Below are 21,239 nucleotides of genomic sequence, written 5' to 3'. Positions count from 1 at the left end.
ATCCGGTGTGCACCGTCATCCTCTGAGTCGAACGGTGAACGGTGATCCACGAAACTCCCCGGTAGCGGCTCGCCTTTCTCGACAGGCTCCTGGCCGGGCCTGTCCCCACCGGGCGCCGCCGACCTCATCCCTCACGTGGCGGCTCAGCAGCAGCTGAGGTCTTGGTCCGGCCGGCCGCGGTCTGTCGGATCACGTGGTCCCGGGTTCGGCTGTCGCCGGCCATGCGGACGAGGGCTGTCCGGTCGAGGGCCGCGTCGGCGGCGCGGTCGCCGCCTGGTGAGAGACGGTGACGGTTGGTTCTGCCGCAGCCGTCCGGCTGAGGGGCAAGGGGTCGGCTACGTCGTGTGTCTGCCAACCCGGGCGTCGAGCATCCACAGGGTGCCGTGTTCGATCGTGAACTCGACGTCGCACAGGTCCCGGTAGTGCGCCTCCAGCTGCTCCATGTATCCACACAAGCGGTCGAACGAGGCCGGATCCAACGTGGCCAGCTCCTGAAGCGGCAGGGCATCGCGGATACCCGAGACGACGTCCTCACCTTGTGCGTTCGGCAGGTAGTCGCCGTACAGACCGGGACGCCCCGTGCTCTGGTCGCGGCTGAACGCAACGCCGCTGCCCGAGTCGGCACCGAAGTTGCCGAAGACCATGCTCTGGACGGTGACCGCCGTTCCGAGATCGTCCGAGATGCGTTCGCGGCGCCGGTAGAGCCTGGCCTCCTCGCCGTTCCAAGAACGGAACGCGGCCAGGATCGCCTGCCACAACTGCTCGGCCGGATCCTGCGGAAACGCCCTTCCGGTGCGTTCGAGAATGAGGTCCTTGAACGTTTCGACGACCCGGATGAGATCGCAGGTGTCCAGATGTGAGTCGTTCACGACGCGGTGCTGAACCTGGATGCGCCGGAGCACGCCTTCGAACAGTGAGGCGTCAACGCCCATGATCACACTCCCGAACAGCTGCACGAGCCGACGGTAGGAGTCCCAGCCGAACCTCTCCCGATCGGGCCTCTTGCCCAATCCGAGCACGGACAGGTCGTTCAGGCCGATGTCCAGGACGGTCTCCATCGTGTCCGGCACGGAGCACCTCGCCCCCGACCGGACCGACAGCAGCAGCGGGTCGTCCACCTGCCCCAGCCGCTTGCCGGTGGCCCGTTCCAGCGCCGCCAGGTGTTGGCCGACCTCGCGGTGCAGGCCCTCCGGTGGCTCGCCGGTGGCCAGGAAGACGCGGCAGGCTTCGGCCGTGATGGTGAAGCCGGGCGGAACGGGCAGGCCCAGACGAGCCATCTCCGCAAGGTTCGCGCCTTTGTCTCCGAGGAGGTCGGCCATGTCCCGGCCTCCCTCGGCGAAGTCGTATACGTAGGATCCCATGACCTCCACCAGTCTCCTCGGCAACACCCCTCGTATCGGGGGCACTGATCGTTTCTGCGCGGACACGCGTCGTTCATTCGGGCACAACCGCCGGATACATGTACAGCGCTGCTCCTGCTCTCAGACTGTCTTGCCGGCTCTGCCTTCACGAGGGGCCGTTCGGCCCTTCCCGGAGCCAGTGGGCCCCGGGCGCTCTCCCCCGGTGGCCGCCGACGGGTTGCGGACGCGATATGCCGCCGGAGCCGTGGTCAGGTTCACGCAGCCGAACGCCGCCACCGCGACTGTGGCGGGAGTCAGGGTGTGCGAAGTGTGGCCGCGTGATCGGGTACGGCGGTCTGAAGCTCTTTGGGCGGACGCTGGTATCCGGTCGAGGGGGGCCGCGGCGGTAGGACGAGCGAGGGCAGAGCCACGTCGCCGTACGGGACGGAAGACAGCAGGTGGGCCATCATGTTGAGTCTCGCGCTACGTTTGTCGTCGCTCTCGACCACGTACCAGGGGCAGTCCTCGGTATCGGTGTGGACGAGCATCTCGTCCTTGGCGCGGGAGTACGCCTCCCAGCGGGTCAGGGACTCCAGATCCATCGGGGAGAGCTTCCACCCCCGCAACGGGTCTTCCGTGCGGCGGCGGAAGCGTTCCTCCTGGACCGCGTCGCTCACGGAGAACCAGTACTTGCGGAGCAGGATCCCGTCCTCGACCAGCATGCGCTCGAAGACCGGGCACTGGCGAAGGAAGCGCTGGTGCTCGGCCGGCGTGCAGAAACCCATGACGTGTTCCACGCCGGCGCGGTTGTACCAACTGCGGTCGAACAGCACGATCTCACCGGCGGCGGGCAGGTGCTCGACGTACCGTTGGAAGTACCACTGCGTGCGCTCCCGCTCCGTCGGAGTGGGCAGAGCCGCGATGCGCGCGACGCGGGGGTTGAGGTGTTCGGCGACGCGCTTGATCGTGCCTCCCTTGCCCGCAGCATCACGGCCCTCGAAGACGACGACCAGGCGGGCGCCTTCCGTTCGCGTCCATTCCTGGAGCTTGACCAGCTCCGTCTGGAGCCTCAATAGCTCGCTCTCGTAGACCGCCTTCTTGAGACCCATGATCGTCCCCTCCTCGTCGTCGTCCAGTGCCGAGATCAAGTCAGTCACGGCAGGCATCCGCGCGCAACGATGTCCCTCCGGGCCTGGGCGTGTCGATACGCTGACCCCCGGGGGACGGCACCGGCAGGCGGAGGGGAAGCGCGTGAGTGTGGAGGATCCGTTGAGTCAGGTTCCGCGGATGCGGCTGGACGAGCTCCTCGACGAACTCCAGGCGCGCATCGACGCGGTGCGGGGAACCCGCGACCGGGTGCACAGCCTGCTGGAGGCCGTCGTGTCGGTCGGTCGGGAGCTGGATCTCGCCCAGGTGCTCCGGCGGATCGTGGAGGCCGCCGCGCTGCTGGTCGACGCCGAGTACGGCGCGCTGGGCGTCATCGGCCCCGACGGACGGACGCTCTCGCAGTTCCTCACGGTCGGACTCACCGAGAAGGAGATCGCCGAGATCGGCCCCCTGCCGGCCGGCCACGGCCTGCTCGGGGAAGTCATCCACCACCCGGAGCCCCTGCGCCTCACCGACCTCGGCGCGCACTCCTCCTCCCACGGGTTTCCGCCTCACCACCCGCCCATGCGCACGTTCCTGGGCGTGCCGATCCGGGTTCGCGACGAGGTGTTCGGCAACCTCTACCTGACCGACAAGCGCGGCGGAATCGATTTCGACACCGAGGACGAGACGGTGATCTCCACCCTGTCGGTGGCGGCCGGCGTGGCGATCGACAACGCACGGCTGTACGAGGGCTCGCAGCGCCAGCAGCGGTGGCTCAGGGCGAACGCGGAGATCACCGAGAGCCTGCTGTCCGGGAGTTCGCGCCCTGCGGTGCTGGAGCTCATCGCCCGCCGCGCGCAGGAGATCACCGCGGCGCGGCTCGCGGACATCTCCATGCCGGTGGCCGGAGCCGATGGCCTGGTCGTCGAGTTCGCGGTCGGCGCCGACAGCGAAGCACGGCAGGGTCTCCTCGTCCCCCTCGCGGGAACGCTCTCGGGAGCCGCACACCGGACCGGCCGGTCCGTCGCGTCCCTGCACGCCTGCGACGATGACCGGTATCCGGCCGATGTCCAGGTGCGGGACGGACTGGGCCCTGCCGTGGCGGTGCCGCTGGGCACCGCTGCCGGAGCGAGCAGGGGTGTCCTGCTGCTCGCGCGCGCGTTGGGAGAGCCGGCGTTCGGCGAAGGGGAACTGGAGCCGCTCGTCGCCTTCGCGGGTCAGGCGGCACTGGCCCTGGAGCTGGCGGAGCGGCGACGGGACGCCGAGCAGATCGCCCTGCTGGAGGAGCGTGACCGGATCGCCCGCGACCTGCACGATCTCGCCATCCAGCGGCTCTTCGCCACCGGCATGACCCTGCAGAGTGCCGCTCGCCTCGTCGAGCACGAGGGTGCTGCGGAGCGGGTCGGTCGTGCGGTCGACGATCTGGACGAGACCATCAAGATCATCCGATCGACGATCTTCGGGCTCCGTACGAAGGACCGCGAGAGCGGCCCCGGCCTGCGGGCTCGCGCCGCCCGGGCCGTCGGCGACGCGGCCACGGCCCTCGGCCATCCGCCCCGTCTGAGCATGGAGGGCCTGCTCGACACGGACGTGCCGCCGCAGCTCGCCGACCACGTCATGGCGGTGCTCGGCGAGCTCCTGAGCAACGCGGCCCGCCACGCGCGGTCGACCCGCGTCGGCGTGATCCTCAAGGCCGGACCGGGGGAGATCACTCTGACCGTCTCGGACAACGGCAGGGGCATCCCGGCGCAGGGCCGCAGGAGCGGCCTGCGCAACCTCGCCGAACGGGCCGAGGTCGTGGGCGGAACCTTCACCGTCGACACGCCCGACGAGGGAGGCAGCAGGCTCGTCTGGCGGGCGCCGCTGCCCACCGGGACCTGACGCCACGGTCACGACGCGTCCCGGGCGGCCGACGTGGCCCGCGGCGCCTGCGCCTCGATCCTGAAGCCGGTGACGAGATCGGGGCGGATCCGGAGAGCGCCGGCCATGGGCTGTGCCACCCAGGGGCGCAGAAATTCCGCGTAGCGGTCCACCTCGCCGGCGTCGGCCACCGGACTCGCGTACCCGGTGACTACCACGCTCCACCCGAGGTGCGTGTCGGGGTCTATGACATCCGCTTCGTAGGCGACCACCAGACCGGGAACGTCGGCGGGTGCCACGAGGGAGGCGAGCGCACCGTCGTCGTGGATCCGGATGATGATGTCCCCGCCCTCGACGAGGTGGTTGACCAGGCGGACAGCGGGCAAGGCGTGCTGCGTGAAGACGATGCGTCCCAGGGCCACCGTCGCCACCAACCGGAGCGCCTCGGCCCTGTCCAGCTCCCGCATGCGCCGGGCAGGCGTCGTATCACGGACCTGCCCGTCGGCGGACTGCGTGCCGTCCTGGTCCATGATGCGCACCTTCGTCGAGTAGCCAATCGGTCCTTACGGCTTTCGATCCACCAGCCTCCCTCCCCATCCGGTGAGGGATCCAGGGCCGAACGGTCCGCATCAGGGCTCCGGATTCGAACGACCCCGCGATCACGTGACGACGAGCCGAAGATCTCTGTCCGCACCGAGCACCCGCATGGACTTGACCACCTGGGCCGGCACATCGCAGAGGAGGAGCCGCGTTCCCGACGCACGACAGCGGCGGTTCAGACGGATGAACAGGTCGATACCGGCGCTGTCGCAGAAGGAGAGGCCACACAGGTCCAGAATCAGGTTCCGGTGACCGGCTCGTGCGAGTTCGTGGAGGCGAGGCTCCACTTGCTCCGCCGTGTAGAGGTCGAGCTCCCCGGACAAGGTGACTTCCAGGCCGCGGGCATCATGTGCCATGGTCCGCAGGTCGATCAAGGCGGTCGTCATCGGATCCTCCGCGCTGCATGCGGCTCCGTCGAGTCGCGCCGTTCCCCGTGCGCCCTCAGTTCATCCGGTGCCGAGTGCACCCGGGAAGGTCCGGCAGGCCCTCCGGACAGGGCCGAAGGTCCCTCCTCCGAGGGCCGACCGGTCCCCCGCCGAGCCGAGCACGGACCGATGAGGGCCGATCGGCCCTGTCCGTTCGGCCCGCGCGGGAGGCAGGATGCTGAAGTTCGTGCGCCCAGGACGAACCCGGCGAAGGAGTTGCCTCATGACCGACAGCGGTGCCCTCCCCCCTACGAAGACGCCGATCACGGTCTTCCTGCTCGACGATCACGAAGTCGTGCGCCGCGGGGTGCACGACCTGCTGGACGCCGAGCCCGACCTGACCGTGGTCGGTGAGGCGGGCACGGCGGAACAGGCGCTGATCCGCATTCCCGCGCTGCGCCCCCGGGTGGCGGTGCTGGACGTGCGGCTCCAGGACGGCGACGGGGTGAGCGTGTGCCGTGAGCTGCGCTCCCGGATGCCCGAGCTGGCCTGCCTGATGCTCACGTCGTTCGACGACGAGGAGGCACTGCTGGACGCCGTGATGGCGGGAGCCTCCGGGTATGTGCTGAAGCAGATCTCCGGCACCGACCTGGTCACCGCCGTCCGGACGGTGGCGTCCGGGCAGTCCATGCTCGATCCCGGAGCCACGACCCGGCTCATGGCCCGGATGCGCGGCGACGTCCCCGAGGAGGAGCAGGTCCCCGGTCTGCCGGGCTTCACCGACCGGGAGAAGGAGATCCTCGTCCTGGTGAGCGAGGGTCTCACCAACCGGGAGATCGGCAAGAGGATGTTCCTTGCGGAGAAGACGGTGAAGAACATCATCTCGCGCCTGTTCATCAAGCTGGGTGTGGAGCGTCGTGTGCAGGCCGCCGTCATCGCCAGCCATGCGCTGACCCCTCCGAGCCGGCACTCGGTCCCGGCCGCCGAGTAGAGGGTGCCGTGGCGGGCGGGCCGGGCGGGGCGGGGCGGGGTGCACCGTACAGTCACGCACCCCGCCCCCGCCCCCTTCCCCTTCCCGCTCCCCCGGCCCGGTCAGGAGTGCGGGACCACCGCGACCGGGCAGGCCGAATGGTGCAGGACCGCATGGGCCACGGATCCGATGCGCATCCCTACCGAGGACTCGCGGACCCGGCGGCCGACGACGAGGAGTTGCGCGTCCGACGACGCGGTCAGCAGGACGTGGCCGGCGCTGCCCCGCTCCACGTGCTCGACGACGTCCACCTCGGGGTACCTCCGCCGCCACGGCTCCAGCGCCTGCTCCAGCGCGGCCTTCTCGTACGGCTCCAGACCGCCGAACTGGTCGGCGATCCACATCGAGCCCGGGCTGTAGCCGTAGACCGGGGGCAGGCTCCAGGCGCGGACCGCGCGGAGCGGGACCTTGCGTGCGGCGGCCGCCTCGAAGGCGATCCGCAGTACCTCGGCGGATTCCTCCATGCCGCCCTGCTGGCCCACGACGACCTCACCCAGCTCCGGCAGGGCCACCGGCCTGCCGTGCGCGGAGCGTACCGACACCACGGGGCACTCGGCGGCAGCGATCACCTGCTGTCCGGAGGAGCCGAGCAGGAAGCCGACGAGTGCGCTGTGCCCGCGGGTGCCGAGAGCGAGCAGCTCCGCTCCCTTGGCGGCATGCAGCAGAGCCGGCACCGCGGCGTCGGAGAGAACTTCCGCGGTGATGGTGAGCCCCGGGTACCGGTGGGTGAGCTCGCCCTCGGCCTCCCTCAGGATGTCCTCGGCGCGACGCGCTTCGGTGCTGCGGTCCTGGACGAGCGGGAGTACGAGCGGCTGCCACAGCCAGGCGTGCACCACGTGCAGGGGCAGGTCGCGCCGTACGGCTTCGCGAGCGGCCCAGTCGGCCGCGGCCCGGCTTTCCGGGGATCCGTCCACTCCGACGACGAGGGTGCGCTTCACAGGTCTGTCCTCCGTACTGATGCCGGGGCATCGGGGTCGGCCGGCAGGGGGAGCGGCACCGGCCGGGGGTGCCGGCGCCGCTGAAACCACCTTGGCCGCGACGGTCCGTGCCGCACAGGGGCCGACAGTCCCTCCCCGAGGGCCGGTTCTCCCCTCGCGACGGGAACGGGGCGAGGGCAGCGTGTCGGCATCGGCTCGGTCGACGAACGTTCCGAACCGCCGCACGGAGGAGCGGACATGACCGCGTATCCCGTCTCGGAGGTCGACGCCCACTGGCGTGCAGCCAACCACCTGGCAGTGGGCCAGATCCACCTCAAGGACAACCCGCTGCTGGTCGAGCCCCTACGTCCGGAGCACATCAAGCCTCGGCTCCTCGGCCACCGGGGCGCCCCCCGGCCTCGATCTCGTTGCACACCCACCCTGAACCACGTGGTCAAGGAGCGGTCCCTCGACGCCCTGTGCGTCTGGGGTCCGGGCCATGGCGGCCCCGCCGTCCTCGCCAACTCCTGGCTGGAGGGGACGTACACGGAGACCTGTCCCGGCATCACGCGCGACGCTACGACCAGCAGCCCGGGGTGGTCGAACGCGGCTCCGTAGACGTGGGACAAGGCGTACCCGAGCTCGCCGTCCTCGGCTCTCTTCCAGACCGTGCGCATCCGGAGCGGCACCACGACCGTCGGTGCGAGGTCCCCCCGTGGTGGGAGCACGTGCCCCTCCCTCTGGACCGGGAAGCCGAGCCATCCCCGCAGAGCGTGCCCAGGTACCCGGGCACTGGCGCCGGCGGGTTCAGCTGTCTCCCGGTCCCGGCCGGTCCCGGCCTGGCCCGTGCGCACGCAGTTCGGTCAGACGTCGTTCGTACTCTTCTTCGTCGATCTCGCCTCGGGCGAACCGCTCGGCGAGGACCTGCTCGGCGGAAGGCGCGGCCGGGGGCTGCGACGGGCCTGGGGGGAACCGGTCGACGCTACGGAGGAGCAGGACCACTGCCGCGACGGCCAGGACCGCGAGGAGGATGCCGAGGGACACGGCAACCCAGCCCCATCCTCCCATTCCGTGGTCGTACCAGAACATGGTTCGCGCTCCTGTTGCGATGGTCCGGGCCATGACGTGCAGGGCATGCCCCGCATGTCCTCACTGTCTGTCGGCCCGTGTCGTCCGGGCATGGGCCGGTCGGGGTCGCGACGGGGACCGATTGGCCCATCCCCATGGCCGTGTCTGCCTCTCGGTACGCCTCCCGCCCCAGGGCACCACGGCAAGTGTCGGCTCGTCACCGCAGAAGTTGTGCCAGAAGCCGAGTACCGGAACAGCACTGACGGCCCTGGCGCAGCGGGTGGGCGCCGAGACGACACCGTGTCCGCTCTAGGCCGGCGGTCCGTGCCGCGGCTTCGGAGCCGCCGGTGCCCGCGACGTGCTGGAGCTGGGGTGCCGGCCATGGTCGTGACGCAGTCCTCACCGCACCGGGACCGTGATCACCGGGCAGTGCGCCCGGTGCAGCAGCCCGTGGACGACCGATCCGAGGCGCATGCCCGTGTAACCGCCTTTCCCCCGACGGCCCACGACCACGGCGAGGGCATGCTCGGCGGCACCGGCGAGCTCCTCCACCGGGTGCCCGGTCAGCACCTCGTGGGTCAACACGACGTCCGGGTACTCCTGCGACCAGCCTGCCGTCGTCTCGGACAGCATGCGTCGTTGCCCCTGGAGCGCGGCCTCCTCGTCGTGGCGCAGGGAGAGCGGTGGCTGCCACACCGACACGGCACGCAGGTTGGCCCCCCTGAGGTCGGCCTCCTCGAATGCCAGCGCGAGTGCCGCCTTCGACGACTCGCTTCCGTCGATGCCCACCACCAGGTAGGGCGGTTGTTGAGTGACGTGCTCGGCGTCGCCCACGACGACGACCGGGCACCGCGCCTGCGCGCTGACGGGGACGACCAGGGAGCCGGCGCTGAGGAACTCCGAGGTCCGGCTCAGGTGGCGGGAGCCGAGCACGATCATGCGGGCATGGCTCGACAGTCGGCCGATCTCCGGAGCGGGGAAGCCTTCGACGAGGTCCACGACCGCTTCGACCTCCGGGTGTCGATCCCTGCTCCAGGCCGCAGCCGCGTCGAGGGCCTCCGAGGCCGCCTGGTGCAGGGCCATGCTGCGCGGCGTGTCGTCGACGTGTTGCGTGTCGTGCTGGGGAGGCACGGCTACGACGAGCCGCAGACGTAGGCGGCGTCGTGCGGCCTCGTCCACCGCCCAGGCCAGGGGCAGACGCCAGTCCCTGGCCGGGTCGACACCGACGACGACCTCCTCGTGTTCCCCCGCGTCGCTCACGATTCGCTCCCGTCCTTGTCCGTGTGGCGCGGAATGAGCTGTACGGGGCAGTGGGCATGGTGGACCAGGCTGTGCGTGACCCGCCCGAGGGTGGGCCCGAGATAGCTGGGTGACCGTCGGCCGCCCATCACCAGCAGGTCCGCCTGGCGCGAGGCCTCAACCAGTACAGAAGCCACTGACGTGCTCTTGTCCGCGTCCACCTGCACACTCAGGTCCGGGAACTCCTCGCGGATCCGGTCCGCCACGGCGTTCAGGTGATGGACCTGCTCGTTGGCGATTTCCTCCACGTCGTCGAGCAGGGTCACGACCTCGCCGACGGACTGCAGGATGTTCCACACGTGCAGCAGCCGCAGCGAGCCCGCGCGGAGCTGTGCCTCGCGTGCGGCATATCGTGCGCAGTCGAGGTCGTGTTCGTCTCGGACGGCGGCGAGCACCACGCCCGTCTCGGCGCCGTTCTCGGCGCCTCTGACGATGATGACGGGCGTCTTCGCTCCCGCTGCGACCTTGAGGCCGACCGATCCGAGCATGAGGGAGCTGAAACCGCCCAACCCCCGGCTGCCGACCACGATGGTGCCATCGGGGCCCGCGGCTTGGTGGAGGCTTCGGACAGGTGCGCTGCGGCTGAACTCGGGGTTGACCTGTAGGCCGGGGAACCGCTCCCTGACCGCGGCCGCCGTGGCGTCCAGCAGTTCGCGACCTGTCCGGCGGACCCGCTCGATGCTCTGCGCCGAGACGTAGAGGACCCGGCCGTCGGTGTCGGACCCGTGCACGATGTGCAACGGACGCTCGCGGCGTGCGGCCTCCGCCGCTGCCCACATCGCTGCCTGGCGGGCCGGTTCGGAGCCGTCGACGCCGACGATGACGGCTCCGAGTTCCGAGCTGCTCGTAGTGGCTTCCATGGTTCCTCCTCGGAGAGCCGCCAGGGGTCCGGCTCTCGGGTCGGTTCTTCGGGCTCCTCCGCCAGGAGACTGCGGCACGGGTCCGATCGGGCCCGGCTCCGGACCATTCGGCCCTCCTCCTCTCCTGGCATTCGGCGGATCGTGGTTATCGGCGTCCTCCGGCCTTCCCTTCCGGGTGGATCGCTGTGACGGCAGGAGGTGCCTCATGAAGCACATCAAGGTCGGAGACCTGATGACCGACGAGGTCGTCTCGGTCCTGACGTCCACCCCTTTCAAGGATGTCGCCAAGCTGCTCGCTCAGCACGACATCAGCGGATTGCCGGTCCTCGACGACGACGACCGGGTGCTCGGCGTCGTCTCCGAGAGCGACCTGATCGGCCGCGCAGTCGCCGATCAGCCACCGATGGGCGAAGAGCCCGATGCCGGCCGGGGTGGGGCCGCGTTCACGTTCCCGTCCGAGGCGACCTTCACCGCCGGTGAGGCCATGTCCGCGCCGGCGGTCACGGTTCATGGGGACGAGACCGCGGCAGGAGCCGCCCGGCTGATGGCCCGCCGGGGCGTCGAGCGGCTGCCGGTCGTGGACGACGGGGACCGTCTCGTCGGCATCGTCACCCGCCGTGACCTGCTCTGGCTCTTCCTGCGACCGGACTCGGAGATACGACAGCGTGTGGTCGCGGACGTACTCGTGGACACCATGGGGCTGGGCGCGGACGCGGTCACCGTCCACGTGGTCGACGGCATCGTGACCCTGGAGGGCCGGCTGGAGCGACAGAGCCAGGTTCCGGTCCTGATCCGCCTCACCAGCCAGCTGGACGGTGTGGTCGCGGTCGCCCCCCGTCTGACGGCCCGCATCGATGACTCCCAGCTCACCCCAACGCACCGCAGCGCCCTCGGGATGTCCCTGTGACCGCGACGTCCGGTGTGGACCGTCCGGGGGACGCCCGGACGGCCGCGCGCCGTGAAGTAGCGGGGGGCTGGTCGGCCCCATAGGGGGCCACTCGGCCCCTCCTCGGTCGTCGCGCCGCAGGCGACTCTGGAAGAGGACCGCGGCCCCGCGCCGCCCGAGGAGGTTCTGACGATGAAGCACCATGTGACCGTCGGCGTGGACGGCTCTCCGGAGAGCCGGGCCGCGGCCCGTTGGGGCGCTCGGGAGGCGGCCTTGCGCGAAGTGCCGCTGAGGCTCGTCCATGCCGTCGACTGGTTGATCAGCCCTGCGGTACCGGTGCCGGGCCGCGATGTGGCCGACCGTTGGGCCGACGAGGCGCTCACCGAGGCATTGGAGGACGTGCGACGCCGGCTTCCCGGCCTGGAGGTCTCGACCAGGTGCCTCTCCGGCAGGCCGGTGGCAGCCCTGGCCGCGGAGGCGGTGGACGCCGGGTTGCTCGTACTCGGCTCCCGCGGGGTGGGAGGCCTGGTCGGCTTCCTCGTCGGCTCGGTGAGCTTGTCGACACTGGTGGCCACCGAGACGCCGGTGGTGCTCGTACGCGTGTCGGACGCGCCGGAGGAGGCCGAGCCCGTCCGGGACGGGGAGATCGTCCTGGGTGTCGACATCCACGAGGCAGCGGACAAGGTTTTGACCTTCGCCTTCGAGGAAGCCGACCGTCGCAGCTGCGCCCTGCGTGTGATCCACGGCTGGACGATGCCCTCCATCTACCAGTACGCGCCCTTCTTCGACCCTGAGAACGAGCGGGAGGTCGGCCGGAGTGTCAGCGTGATGCTCGACGACATGCTGATGCCGTGGCGGCACAAGTTCCCGTCCTTGAGCGTCACCCACGAGGCGTTCATGGGGGCCGCCGGCGACCAGCTCGTCCGAGCCGCGGCGAGCGCGGACCTCGTGGTGGTGGGCCGCCGTCTGCGCCGCTCTCCTCTGGGGGCGCATCTGGGGTCCGTGGCCCATGCGGTCCTGCACCACGCCGCCGCCCCCGTCGCGGTCGTCGCTCACGACTGACAGCCCTACTCACACGGGAGATCGGACCATGTCTCACCGCACTGTCGCAGACGTCATGACCAGGAACGTGGCCACGACCGGCCCCGAAGCGTCACTCAAAACGGTCGCCCTCGACCTCGACCACAACGGTGTCTCGGCCCTGCCCGTCGTGGACACCCGTCACCACCCGATCGGCATCGTCTCCGAAGCCGACCTCCTCCGCAGGCAAGCCGGGCTGCCCGACACCGAAGGTCGTGATCCTCTGCACGGTACGGCGTCCATGGACCGTGCCTCCATGGACGCCCGAACCGCCGGCGATCTGATGTCCACCCCCGTCCTGACCGCCCGGCCGGAGTGGGGCATCGTCGAGACGACCCGCTTCCTGCACGAGCGGGGTGTCAAGCGTCTGCCGGTGGTCGACCAGACCGGAATCCTGGTGGGCATCGTCAGCCGCACAGACCTGTTGCGGCCCATGCTCCGTCGCGACGACGCCATCCGCGATGAGATCGTCGACGACGTGCTGGGCCGGACGCTCAGGATGACACCCGGCGGCGTTGCCGTGACCGTACGCGACGGGGTCGTCTCCCTGAGCGGCCAGGTCGAGGACCGGTCCACCATTGCGGTCGTGGAACGGCTGTGCCAGTCGGTCGACGGGGTCGTCAGCGTGGACCAAGCACTCGGCTACGCGATCGACGACCTGTCGACGGCTGCCGACCCGGACCGCACCGCCGCGCATTGACCCCTCACAGCAAAAGGGCGGAAAGAGTCCGCCCGCTTCTCGCGGATCCCGATCGTGCGGTGCACGGCCGCCGGCCGCTTCTCCGCATCCTCTCAGGGACTCTTTCCGTCAATGTCATGAAAGCACGCCCGACACGATCGACAACAGGGCTGATCAGCCCGAAGTGACCCCCTGACGGCCCTACCGCCGACGGGCACAGGTGTCCACGCTCGGACGTATCAGGACTCCGCTTCTGGAGGCATCATGAAGCAACTTCACACCGTCGAGGACGTGATGACGCATGCCGTCATCTCCGTCGACCGCAGAGCACCGTTCAAGGACATCGTGGAGACCATGCGGCAGTGGCGGATCAGCGCCCTGCCCGTCCTGTCGGAGGAAGGACGGGTCGCCGGCGTGGTGTCCGAAGCGGATCTGCTGCTCAAGGCCCAGGGCGCGGACGAGTCCCGCGCAGTCACCGCCGGGCAGCTGATGACCGTACCGGCGGTCACCGTGACCAAGGACGCCACCATCCCCGGCGCCGCACGCCTGATGGCTCGCGGCCACCTCAAGCGGCTCCCCGTCGTCGACGGCGCCGGCCGCCTCGTCGGCGTGGTCAGCCGGGGCGACCTCCTCAAGATCTACCTCCGCCCGGACGCGGACATCGCCGAGGAGCTCCGCCGGCTGATCATGGCCGAGCTCATCCCCGGCGGCTCGGCCATGGTGCAGGTCCACGTGGCCGACGGCATCGTCCACCTGGACGGTTCCATCCCGGACCCGGCTCTCAAAGACGTGCTGGTCCGAGTCGCACGCACGGTACCCGGAGTCGTGGACGTCACGGCCGTGCGCCTCGACACCGAAGTCCGCGCGTGAAGGAGGCTGACGATGAGGCACCGCAGCGTCGCCGACCTGATGACTCCGACTGCTGTCAGCGTCCAGCGGGGCACCCCGTTCAAGGAAATCGCAAGACTCCTGAAGGAGTTCGACATCTCCGCCGTACCCGTGGTGGACGAGGCCGAGCGCCCCGTGGGCGTCGTCTCCGAAGCCGACCTGCTCCGCGAGCGCGGCTCCGGCAGCGGCACGAACACCGCCGCCGATCTCATGACCAGCCCCGCCGTCACCGCCCGGACCGAATGGAGCGTCGTCCGCGCGGCCCGGGTCATGCGGGGGCGCCAGGTCAAGAGACTGCCTGTGGTGGACGCCGGCGGCCGGCTGATCGGCATCCTGAGCCGCAGTGACCTGCTTCAGCTCTTCCTGCGCAGGGACCACGCCATTCAGGAGGAAATCCTCGAAGACGTACTGACCCGCGCCCTCGGGCTCAGCCCGTCGTCGTTGACCGTCGAGGTCACCGACGGGCTGGTGACCCTCAGCGGGACCGTCGGCCGACGCAGCATGGTCCCCATCGTGCTGCGCCTGTGTCAGAGCGTCGACGGCGTCGTGGACGTGGTCAACCGGCTCGACTACGAGCAGGACGACGTGTCGGTCGGCGCTGGGCCGGCCACGGAACGGTAGGAGAAGAGCATGAAGCATCGGGAAGTCCGCGAGCTGATGACCCGCGAGGTCGTCACCGTCCCCAGCAACGCCCCCTTCAAGGAGATCGCCCGCACCCTGACGGAACACAAGGTGTCGGCCGTCCCTGTCGTCGACCAATCCGGCCACCCGCTCGGCGTGATCTCGGAACGGGACCTGCTGCCGAAATCCGCGGGCCAGAGCGACTACTTCCGGTCGCTTCCCGAACGGGAGGCATGGCAGGAGGACAAGGCCGCAGGTACGCGCGCCGAGGAGCTGATGTCCTCGCCCCCTGTGTGCGCCAGGCCGGACTGGACCGTCGCCGAAGCCGCCAGGTTGATGGAGGCCCAGGGAGTCAAGCGGCTCCTGGTGGTGGACGACTCGGACGTACTGATCGGAATCGTCAGCCGACGGGACCTGCTGCGGATCTTCCTCCGGGACGACGAGGACATCCGGCACGAGATCATGGCTGACGTGCTCGACCTCAGCCTGCGTCAGAGCCCCTCGGCCATCACCGTGGCCGTCACCGACGGCCGGGTCGAACTGCACGGAACCGTCGACTTCAGGAGCCTTGTCCCGCTCATCGAACGTCTCTGCCGGACCGTGGACGGCGTGGTCTCCGTAACCCAGCATCTCGGGTACGCCATCGACGACACGAACTCAGCCTGAACAGGCCGCCGCTCCGCCTGGGCAAGGGCGGAGACCGGATCCCGGACCCCTGTGGGCCCCCGCCCTGCCGAGGGAAGCCATCATGAACGATCGAATCGTCGCCGGCCTCGACGGATCCGCGGAAAGCCTCGCGGCGGCCCACTGGGCGGCGCGAGAGGCCTCCATGCGCGGCGTGCCGCTCCACCTCGTCCACGCCGAGGAATGGTCGTCGCCCCGCGGCCTCCCGGTGCCGACGAGCGAAGTGCGCCGCCACTGGGCCCAGGCGCTGCTGACCGAGACCGCCGACGAACTACGCGCGAGTCAGCCCGGATTGGATGTCGATGTCCGATCATTCGACGGCAGACCGGCCGCCGAGCTCGCCAGCGTGGCGGCCGGCGCGAGCATGATCGTCCTGGGCTCCCGGGGACTGGGCACCGTCACAGGCTTCGTCCTCGCTTCCGTCGGCATGGCGGTCATCCAGGCGACGATACGGCCGGTGGTCATGGTGCGGGCGAGCGAGGACGCGGTGCAGCATCCCGACGGCCGGCACGCAGCCCGCGACGTGCTGGTAGGCGTTGACATCAGCCGACCGTGCGACGCGCTGCTCGCCTTCGCCTTCGAGGAGGCGGCGCGGCGGGCCTGCGCCCTCCATGTCCTGCACAGCTGGTCGCTGCCTCCGCTGGTGGGGTACGGCGCGGCGTACGATCCGAGAGTTCACGCCCAGCTCGAAATGAACGCGAATGCCTCTCTGGGCGACGTCCTGGGGCCCTGGCGGGACAAGTACCCGGGCGTCGGCGTCATCTCACGCGCGAGCGCCGGGCATGCGTCTACCGAACTCGTCGACAGATCTTCCGAAGCGGGTCTCATCGTCGTCGGCCGCCGCATCCGAAAGTCCTCGATCGGCGCGCACATCGGACCGGTCACCCACGCGGTCCTCCACCACGCCGAGGCGCCTGTCGCCGTCATCGCGCACGATTAGCGGCGCGAGACGAGACGCTGCGGTGTACCGCTCCGCGCAGCGTCTCGGTCTCCTGTACGCAGGTGGCGCCACTGTGCATGATGTCCCGTGCGGTGGTCACGGCTGCCTCCTCACTCGCGTGCCCCTGACCGTCTCCAGTCCGGGCTTTGGGCCCAACGCCGCGCTCGTCGACGCGAGAGCATGGGGGCGTGGCTTCTCCGCGCCGTAGGCAGCAGCCCAAGGCCGTCCGAGCCCTTGCCGGACGCCGGGCCGACCGGCACACCGCCTGTCGTGACCGCACTGGTTGATCAAGGCCCAAGACCTCTCGTCCACCGCACCGCAGACAGGGCCGGTCGGTCCCACGAGGGGCCGACCGGCCCCTCAACAGGAGACCGTCGGGCAGTCAGGCTTGAGTGAGCGGGAGAGGCGCCGCCCCACGAAGAAGGAGATGGAGACCATGGCGAACCGAGTGACCGTCGGCCTCGACGGGTCCCCGGAAAGTACGGCGGCTGCCCGCTGGGCAGCCCATGAAGCCGAGCTCCGCGGTGCCTCCCTGGACCTGGTCCACGCAGAAGAATGGCTGGAGAATCCTCCCCTTCCCGTCACGACCACCGAGGACCGTCGGCGGTGGGCCGAGGCCGTCCTCCGCGACACCACCGAAGACGTGCGCCGCGTGCATCCGTCGTTGAAGGTCGACACCCGCCGAGTGGGCGGGCTGCCTTCCCTGGCGCTCACGCACGCCGCCGAGAACTCCGACATGCTCGTACTCGGCTCGCGCGCACTCGGCAGCGTCGCCGGGTTCCTCGTCGGATCCACCGGCTTCGCCACCGTCGCCGAGGCCGCGCGCCCCGTCGTACTGGTCCGGTCGGTGGACCGCGCCGGCAATCCGCCGGACGGTGCCCGCGACACCGGGCCCCTCGTGGTCGGCGTGGACATCCACCAGCCCTGTGACAACCTGCTCGCCTTCGCCTTCGAGGAGGCGTCCCACCGCCACTGCCCGCTCGTGATCATCCACGGCTGGTCGCCACCGCCCATCCTCAGCTACGCACCGGCTCTCGACCCGGGGGTCCAGCAAGAAATGGCCAACGGCGTCGTCACCACACTGGACGACATGATCAGCCCCTGGCACGAGAAGTACCCTTCTCTGCAGGTCGACTCCCGAGCCACCATCGGCCAGCCGGCGATTCAGATCCTCGACGCGGCCTCCACTGCCGCCCTCGTCGTCGTCGGCCGCCGTATCCGCCACGCCACATTCGGCACTCACATCGGCCCCATCACACATGCCGTGATGCACCACGCGGTCTCACCGGTCGCCGTCATCGCACACGAGTGAGGCCCATCGCACAGGCAGGAAAGCCTCATGACCGCATCGCTTCCGAACCCGGCAGAGATCGTTCCGCTCATCGAGGATGCCGTCACTGCTCCGTCCATGCACAACGCCCAGCCGTGGAAGTTCCTCTACCGACCGGCCTCCGGACTCATCGAGCTGTACGGTGACCCGGGCCGTGCCATGCCCCGTGCCGACCCGGACCACCGTGCCCTCCACCTGGGCTGCGCCGCCGCCCTGTTCAACCTGCGGGTGTCCGCAGCCTCGGCAGGGTGGGGCACAGACGTGCGGTTGCTGCCCGACCCGGACGATCCGTGGCTGCTGGCCGCTGCCGACCTCCGGGCACCCGGGCCCACGGACAGGGATCTCGGAAGCCTCCATCCAGCCGTACGGCGACGTCACACCAGCCGCTTTCCTTTCGCGGAGGAGGAGATCCCTCCGGCGCTGTTGGACGGTCTGCGCGCCGCCGCCCTTCTCGAAGGGTGCCGCCTGGCGGTACCGGACGCTTGGCACACGGACACCGTGCTGGGACTGGTTCACGACTCCGAGAATCGCGAGGAGATGGATCCCGCGATGACGGCGGAGACGATGGCGTGGACACATGCAGGCGCTCCGGAAGGCCAGACCCGTCCTGACGGAATTCCCGTGGACGCCTTCGGTCCGAAACACGCGGGTCGCGGTGGGGTCGTGCGCGATTTCGGTCGCTCCCGACGCGTTCCGGGGCGCGGGTGGGCCACCTTCGAGGAGAACCCGCACATCGTGTTGCTGGGTACTTCGGGTGACGGGCCCGAGGACTGGCTACGAGCAGGACAGGCCCTGCAGCGGGTTCTCCTTCAAGCCACCGCCGACGGGCTGGTCACATCCATGACTTCGCAGCCGCTCGAATGGCCCGCGCTCCGCTGGACGGTGCGCGATCCGGGCTCGGCGATGACCCACGTCCAGATGGTGATCCGGCTCGGCTACGGACCGCAGGGTCCCGTGACGCCCCGGCGCCCCGTGGCCGAGATGCTGGACATCCGATGAAACCGGAGATCGAGCTGTCGCCAGGACGTTCGTTGCGGCGAGCGTGCCTCTGCGCGCGGGGTCGTCATTCTCCTTAATCCGGCTCCATGTAAGGGCGGCGGAAGACCGGGGCCTGGCCGGAGCCGTAGGGGCGTACGGCCGCCATCGCCTGGATGACCGCGGCCTCCAGAAGGCCGCCGGTGTCGATGGGGACGGCCTCCTCCCACGGGGGCTCCGCGGCTGCCACGGCCTCGGCCACCTCAGGGGTGGCGTCGGATGCCCCGGGGGCGCGGGTGGTCAGGCGCGCGGCCGACACCTCTCCCGGAGCCTGGCAGTGCAGGGCCACGAGGTCGGCACTGGTGCGTTCGGCCATGCGCAGGGCGGCCTCGCGCTGTCCCGCGTCGGACCAGGTGGCGTCGAGGACGACCGACTCGCCACGGGACAGCAGGGTGGACGCCCGGTCGAGCAGGGCCGCGTACGTCCTCGCGGTCCACTCGGGCGTGTACAGCCCTTCGCCGTACCCGGCGGCCGCTGATTCCTCCGCCGGGATGCCTGCCAGCTCCTTGCGCAGGCGGTCGCTGCTGAGCAGCGTGACGCCCAGACGATCGGCCAGTGCGCCGGAGAGCGTGGACTTCCCGCTGCCCGGCAGGCCGCCGACGAGGGTCAGGCCGACGGTGGACGTGCGCAGATGGCGCAGCGTCGTGGTGACCAGGCGCCGCGCGGCCGCCTCCGCGCCGCGAGCGCCTTGAGCTGCCTGGATCAGGGACACCTTGGCCCGGACGAACGCGCGGTAGGCGACGTAGTGGTGCCACAGGGACGGCGGTGCGGGGTCGCCGGAGTACTCGCCGTACTGGGCGAGGAAGAACGCCGCGGCCTCCCGGGCACCCGTCTGCTCCAAGTCCATGGCGAGGAAGGCCGCGTCGTCGAGTCCGTCGACGTAGCGGAGGCGGTCGTCGAACTCCAGGCAGTCCAGGACGCGGGGGCCGTCGTCGAGGCAGAAGATGTCCTGGGCGAGCAGGTCGCCGTGACCGTCGACCACCCGCCCCTGCTCGATACGGGTGTCGAACAGTGTCTCGCGGCCTGCGAGATAGCGACGCACCAAGCGCTCGATCTCCTCCACCCCGTCGAGCAGGCGACCGTCTTCGGTCAGTTGCCTGACCTGCGTGAAGCTCGCTTCCCAGCGTGCGGACAGCGCGTCCCGCCTGCCCTGCTCGTCGATGTCCGGGCCGCGGGGCGCGTCCGCGTGGCGGGAGGCGAGGAGGCGTGCGACCGACCGCAGAGCGTCGTCGACATCGGCGCCTTGACTCACGAGCAGGGAGAGGCGGCGTTCCGCCGGCATGCGGCGCATCACCACGAGCGGCTCGGGCGTATCGGCGTCCGGTCCACGGAACTCACCCAGGCCCAGGTACACGTCAGGGGCGAAGCGACGGTTGAGGGCGATCTCCCGTTCGCAGACGATCCGCCGGGCCGCCGTGGTCGTGTAGTCGAGGAACCCCAGGTCGACCGGTTTCTTCAGCTTGTAGGCGCGGTCACCGACGAAGAACAGGACCGCGGTGTGCGTCTCGCACACCTCTGCGCGCGGGAGTGACGGAACATCGAGGCCGGTGCCGGTCCGGAGCGCGGACGCGTCGGTCCGGTGCGCCGGCGCCGGCGGCCCCTCGCGGTGGCTCGGCTCAGTCATGGGGAATGACGGCGACGGGGCAGCGCGCGTGATGGATCGCGGCGGTGGCCACGGAACCCAGTGGGGGTGCAAGGGCGGGACGATGCCTGCGTCGGCCGACGACCAGGAGCCCTGCGCCCTTGGCAGTCCGGACCACGACCTTGGTAGGGCTTTCAAGACCGATAGCGGGAGTTACCTCCACGCTCGGGAACTTCTCGCGCCAGGGGCGGAGAGCGCCACTCAGGAGCTTCTGCGCGTCCTGCCTGATCTTTTCGGTCACGTCGTGGTCCGTGCCCCAGGGAGCGTGAGCGTGGAGGGGCATGCTTCGGCCGTGGACGGCTTGCAGGGGAACACCTCGTGCCGCGGCGGCGGCGAAGGCGAACGCGAGCAGGTCATCGCACGGACCGTGCAGTTTCAGCGCCACCACGACGACGCCCGAGGCGCCTGGAGTGGACGGCGGACCCTCTTCGCGCGCCCCGGCGCGCACCAGGACCACCGGCCGCTCGGCCCGTGCCACGACGGGCATGCTGATGTCACCCAGGAAATAGCTCTCGACGGGCTCCATCCCCCGCGAGCCGAGCACGGTCATCTCGGACTCCGCCGACGCTTTCAGCAGCGCCTGCTCAGCGTCCTCGGCGACCAGGTTTCCGACGATGATCAGGCCGGGGTGGCGCGCTTGGAGCTCCGCCTTCGCGTGGTGCACGATCCGCTTCGCCCAATAGTTCTGATCCATCTCGGAGGGGAGGTGGGTCGGTTCCGGAGCCAGCAGGGGCCACGCGTGCAGCAGTCGCAGGGTGAGTTTGCGGCGGTCGGCTTCGTCAGCGGCCCAACGGGCGGCGGCGAGGCTCTCGGGTGAACCGTCGAGGCCCACGGTGACGACTGGCTCCATGCCGGCTGCTCCGTCAGGTAGGTGACTGGAAGGGCGGTGAAGTGTCCGGTGTCCGGTCGGCCGGAGCGCTGTCGTCCCCGATCGCGCCGGTAGCCGTGCAAGTGACCGTAAGCGGTACTCGATGAAGCACCTGTGCCAACGCGCCGAGCTACGGCCGCATGTCATCCGAGGAGCAC

20 protein-coding genes and 2 pseudogenes are annotated in these 21,239 nt (G+C 70.1%); 12 read left to right on the top strand and 10 right to left on the bottom strand.

Annotated elements, in window-relative coordinates:
• Positions 1-341 precede the first annotated feature (341 nt).
• Both AB8A24_RS06740 and ppk2 read right to left on the bottom strand, forming a co-directional pair.
• Positions 342-1,361 (bottom strand): annotated as a pseudogene (locus tag AB8A24_RS06740) (PEP/pyruvate-binding domain-containing protein); the annotation flags it as partial.
• 293 nt (positions 1,362-1,654) lie between these two features.
• Entirely contained in the window at positions 1,655-2,449 is a 795-nt protein-coding gene (gene ppk2 / locus AB8A24_RS06735) for a polyphosphate kinase 2 (RefSeq protein ID WP_328966109.1), read from the bottom strand.
• 178 nt (positions 2,450-2,627) lie between these two features.
• Here ppk2 and AB8A24_RS06730 point away from each other — a divergent pair, with 178 nt between their 5' ends.
• Positions 2,628-4,310 (top strand): GAF domain-containing protein, encoded by a 1,683-nt coding sequence (locus AB8A24_RS06730; RefSeq protein WP_369475134.1) that lies wholly within the window; start codon positions 2,628-2,630, stop codon positions 4,308-4,310.
• Between the two features lie 8 nt (positions 4,311-4,318).
• On the opposite strand, the gene AB8A24_RS06725 is transcribed toward AB8A24_RS06730, so the two are convergent.
• Together AB8A24_RS06725 and AB8A24_RS06720 are read right to left on the bottom strand one after the other, a co-directional pair.
• Entirely contained in the window at positions 4,319-4,819 is a 501-nt protein-coding gene (locus AB8A24_RS06725) for a pyridoxamine 5'-phosphate oxidase family protein (protein ID WP_328965038.1), read from the bottom strand.
• 129 nt (positions 4,820-4,948) lie between these two features.
• Entirely contained in the window at positions 4,949-5,275 is a 327-nt protein-coding gene (locus AB8A24_RS06720) for an STAS domain-containing protein (protein ID WP_328965037.1), read from the bottom strand.
• 262 nt (positions 5,276-5,537) lie between these two features.
• Between AB8A24_RS06720 and AB8A24_RS06715 the strand changes: the two genes are divergently transcribed.
• Entirely contained in the window at positions 5,538-6,245 is a 708-nt protein-coding gene (locus tag AB8A24_RS06715) for a response regulator transcription factor (RefSeq protein ID WP_328965036.1), read from the top strand.
• 101 nt (positions 6,246-6,346) lie between these two features.
• Here AB8A24_RS06715 and AB8A24_RS06710 read toward each other — a convergent pair whose 3' ends face one another.
• On the bottom strand, positions 6,347-7,222 hold the full coding sequence (locus AB8A24_RS06710; protein WP_369475128.1) for a universal stress protein: 876 nt from the start codon (positions 7,220-7,222) through the stop codon (positions 6,347-6,349).
• Between the two features lie 237 nt (positions 7,223-7,459).
• Between AB8A24_RS06710 and AB8A24_RS06705 the strand changes: the two are divergent.
• Positions 7,460-7,780: pseudogene (locus tag AB8A24_RS06705) on the top strand (phosphoketolase); the annotation flags it as partial.
• Positions 7,781-8,008: 228 nt separating this feature from the next.
• On the opposite strand, the gene AB8A24_RS06700 reads toward AB8A24_RS06705, so the two are convergent.
• The 3 genes from AB8A24_RS06700 to AB8A24_RS06690 form a co-directional block, all read right to left on the bottom strand.
• Positions 8,009-8,290, bottom strand: coding sequence for an SHOCT domain-containing protein (locus tag AB8A24_RS06700; protein WP_328965034.1), 282 nt, complete (start codon positions 8,288-8,290; stop codon positions 8,009-8,011).
• 378 nt (positions 8,291-8,668) lie between these two features.
• Positions 8,669-9,529 (bottom strand): universal stress protein, encoded by an 861-nt coding sequence (locus AB8A24_RS06695; protein WP_328965033.1) that lies wholly within the window; start codon positions 9,527-9,529, stop codon positions 8,669-8,671.
• Positions 9,526-10,428 carry a universal stress protein gene (locus AB8A24_RS06690; protein WP_328965032.1) on the bottom strand — a complete coding sequence of 301 codons (903 nt, stop codon included), beginning with the start codon at positions 10,426-10,428 and terminating at the stop codon, positions 9,526-9,528. Before AB8A24_RS06690 ends, AB8A24_RS06695 begins: the two co-directional genes overlap by 4 nt.
• Before the next feature lie 205 nt (positions 10,429-10,633).
• On the opposite strand from AB8A24_RS06690, the gene AB8A24_RS06685 reads away from it, so the two are divergent.
• The 9 genes from AB8A24_RS06685 (at position 10,634) to AB8A24_RS06645 (ending at position 18,535) form a co-directional block, all read left to right on the top strand.
• A complete protein-coding gene (locus tag AB8A24_RS06685) occupies positions 10,634-11,335 on the top strand; it encodes a CBS domain-containing protein (RefSeq protein WP_369475127.1) in 702 nt (233 codons plus the stop codon).
• A 171-nt stretch (positions 11,336-11,506) separates the two neighbouring features.
• Positions 11,507-12,376: a universal stress protein gene (locus tag AB8A24_RS06680; protein ID WP_369475126.1), complete on the top strand. Its 870-nt coding sequence runs from the start codon at positions 11,507-11,509 to the stop codon at positions 12,374-12,376.
• Between the two features lie 28 nt (positions 12,377-12,404).
• On the top strand, positions 12,405-13,094 hold the full coding sequence (locus AB8A24_RS06675; protein WP_328965029.1) for a CBS domain-containing protein: 690 nt from the start codon (positions 12,405-12,407) through the stop codon (positions 13,092-13,094).
• 240 nt (positions 13,095-13,334) lie between these two features.
• Entirely contained in the window at positions 13,335-13,943 is a 609-nt protein-coding gene (locus tag AB8A24_RS06670) for a CBS domain-containing protein (RefSeq protein ID WP_369475133.1), read from the top strand.
• A gap of 12 nt (positions 13,944-13,955) precedes the next feature.
• The gene (locus AB8A24_RS06665) at positions 13,956-14,582 is read left to right on the top strand and encodes a CBS domain-containing protein (protein WP_369475125.1); all 627 of its coding nucleotides are present in this window, start codon (positions 13,956-13,958) and stop codon (positions 14,580-14,582) included.
• Positions 14,583-14,591: 9 nt separating this feature from the next.
• The gene (locus AB8A24_RS06660; RefSeq protein ID WP_369475124.1) at positions 14,592-15,248 is read left to right on the top strand and encodes a CBS domain-containing protein; all 657 of its coding nucleotides are present in this window, start codon (positions 14,592-14,594) and stop codon (positions 15,246-15,248) included.
• An 82-nt stretch (positions 15,249-15,330) separates the two neighbouring features.
• Positions 15,331-16,206, top strand: coding sequence for a universal stress protein (locus AB8A24_RS06655; protein WP_369475123.1), 876 nt, complete (start codon positions 15,331-15,333; stop codon positions 16,204-16,206).
• A gap of 436 nt (positions 16,207-16,642) precedes the next feature.
• On the top strand, positions 16,643-17,518 hold the full coding sequence (locus tag AB8A24_RS06650; protein ID WP_369475122.1) for a universal stress protein: 876 nt from the start codon (positions 16,643-16,645) through the stop codon (positions 17,516-17,518).
• Between the two features lie 27 nt (positions 17,519-17,545).
• The gene (locus tag AB8A24_RS06645; RefSeq protein ID WP_369475121.1) at positions 17,546-18,535 is read left to right on the top strand and encodes a nitroreductase family protein; all 990 of its coding nucleotides are present in this window, start codon (positions 17,546-17,548) and stop codon (positions 18,533-18,535) included.
• Between the two features lie 73 nt (positions 18,536-18,608).
• Here AB8A24_RS06645 and AB8A24_RS06640 read toward each other — a convergent pair whose 3' ends face one another.
• Together AB8A24_RS06640 and AB8A24_RS06635 are read right to left on the bottom strand one after the other, a co-directional pair.
• Positions 18,609-20,084: an AAA family ATPase gene (locus AB8A24_RS06640; RefSeq protein ID WP_369475132.1), complete on the bottom strand. Its 1,476-nt coding sequence runs from the start codon at positions 20,082-20,084 to the stop codon at positions 18,609-18,611.
• Between the two features lie 103 nt (positions 20,085-20,187).
• Positions 20,188-21,063 (bottom strand): universal stress protein, encoded by an 876-nt coding sequence (locus tag AB8A24_RS06635; RefSeq protein ID WP_328965023.1) that lies wholly within the window; start codon positions 21,061-21,063, stop codon positions 20,188-20,190.
• Positions 21,064-21,239: the final 176 nt, after the last annotated feature.

The sequence above is a fragment of the Streptomyces sp. BF23-19 genome, assembly GCF_041106355.1.
GTDB lineage: Bacteria > Actinomycetota > Actinomycetes > Streptomycetales > Streptomycetaceae > Streptomyces > Streptomyces virginiae_A.
Note: the sequence above shows the minus strand (reverse complement) of the source record. Positions and strands in the feature narration are given on the sequence as shown.

What these genes read in the sequence shown, in the direction of transcription:
- ppk2 (WP_328966109.1), bottom strand. Translation starts at nt 2,449, where the DNA reads ATGGGTCTCAAGAAGGCGGTCTACGAGAGCGAGCTATTGAGGCTCCAG.
- AB8A24_RS06665 (WP_369475125.1), top strand. Translation starts at nt 13,956, where the DNA reads ATGAGGCACCGCAGCGTCGCCGACCTGATGACTCCGACTGCTGTCAGC.
- AB8A24_RS06655 (WP_369475123.1), top strand. Translation starts at nt 15,331, where the DNA reads ATGAACGATCGAATCGTCGCCGGCCTCGACGGATCCGCGGAAAGCCTC.
- AB8A24_RS06690 (WP_328965032.1), bottom strand. Translation starts at nt 10,428, where the DNA reads ATGGAAGCCACTACGAGCAGCTCGGAACTCGGAGCCGTCATCGTCGGC.
- AB8A24_RS06685 (WP_369475127.1), top strand. Translation starts at nt 10,634, where the DNA reads ATGAAGCACATCAAGGTCGGAGACCTGATGACCGACGAGGTCGTCTCG.
- AB8A24_RS06725 (WP_328965038.1), bottom strand. Translation starts at nt 4,819, where the DNA reads ATGGACCAGGACGGCACGCAGTCCGCCGACGGGCAGGTCCGTGATACG.
- AB8A24_RS06645 (WP_369475121.1), top strand. Translation starts at nt 17,546, where the DNA reads ATGACCGCATCGCTTCCGAACCCGGCAGAGATCGTTCCGCTCATCGAG.
- AB8A24_RS06650 (WP_369475122.1), top strand. Translation starts at nt 16,643, where the DNA reads ATGGCGAACCGAGTGACCGTCGGCCTCGACGGGTCCCCGGAAAGTACG.
- AB8A24_RS06675 (WP_328965029.1), top strand. Translation starts at nt 12,405, where the DNA reads ATGTCTCACCGCACTGTCGCAGACGTCATGACCAGGAACGTGGCCACG.
- AB8A24_RS06660 (WP_369475124.1), top strand. Translation starts at nt 14,592, where the DNA reads ATGAAGCATCGGGAAGTCCGCGAGCTGATGACCCGCGAGGTCGTCACC.
- AB8A24_RS06700 (WP_328965034.1), bottom strand. Translation starts at nt 8,290, where the DNA reads ATGTTCTGGTACGACCACGGAATGGGAGGATGGGGCTGGGTTGCCGTG.
- AB8A24_RS06720 (WP_328965037.1), bottom strand. Translation starts at nt 5,275, where the DNA reads ATGACGACCGCCTTGATCGACCTGCGGACCATGGCACATGATGCCCGC.
- AB8A24_RS06680 (WP_369475126.1), top strand. Translation starts at nt 11,507, where the DNA reads ATGAAGCACCATGTGACCGTCGGCGTGGACGGCTCTCCGGAGAGCCGG.
- AB8A24_RS06730 (WP_369475134.1), top strand. Translation starts at nt 2,628, where the DNA reads ATGCGGCTGGACGAGCTCCTCGACGAACTCCAGGCGCGCATCGACGCG.
- AB8A24_RS06715 (WP_328965036.1), top strand. Translation starts at nt 5,538, where the DNA reads ATGACCGACAGCGGTGCCCTCCCCCCTACGAAGACGCCGATCACGGTC.
- AB8A24_RS06635 (WP_328965023.1), bottom strand. Translation starts at nt 21,063, where the DNA reads ATGGAGCCAGTCGTCACCGTGGGCCTCGACGGTTCACCCGAGAGCCTC.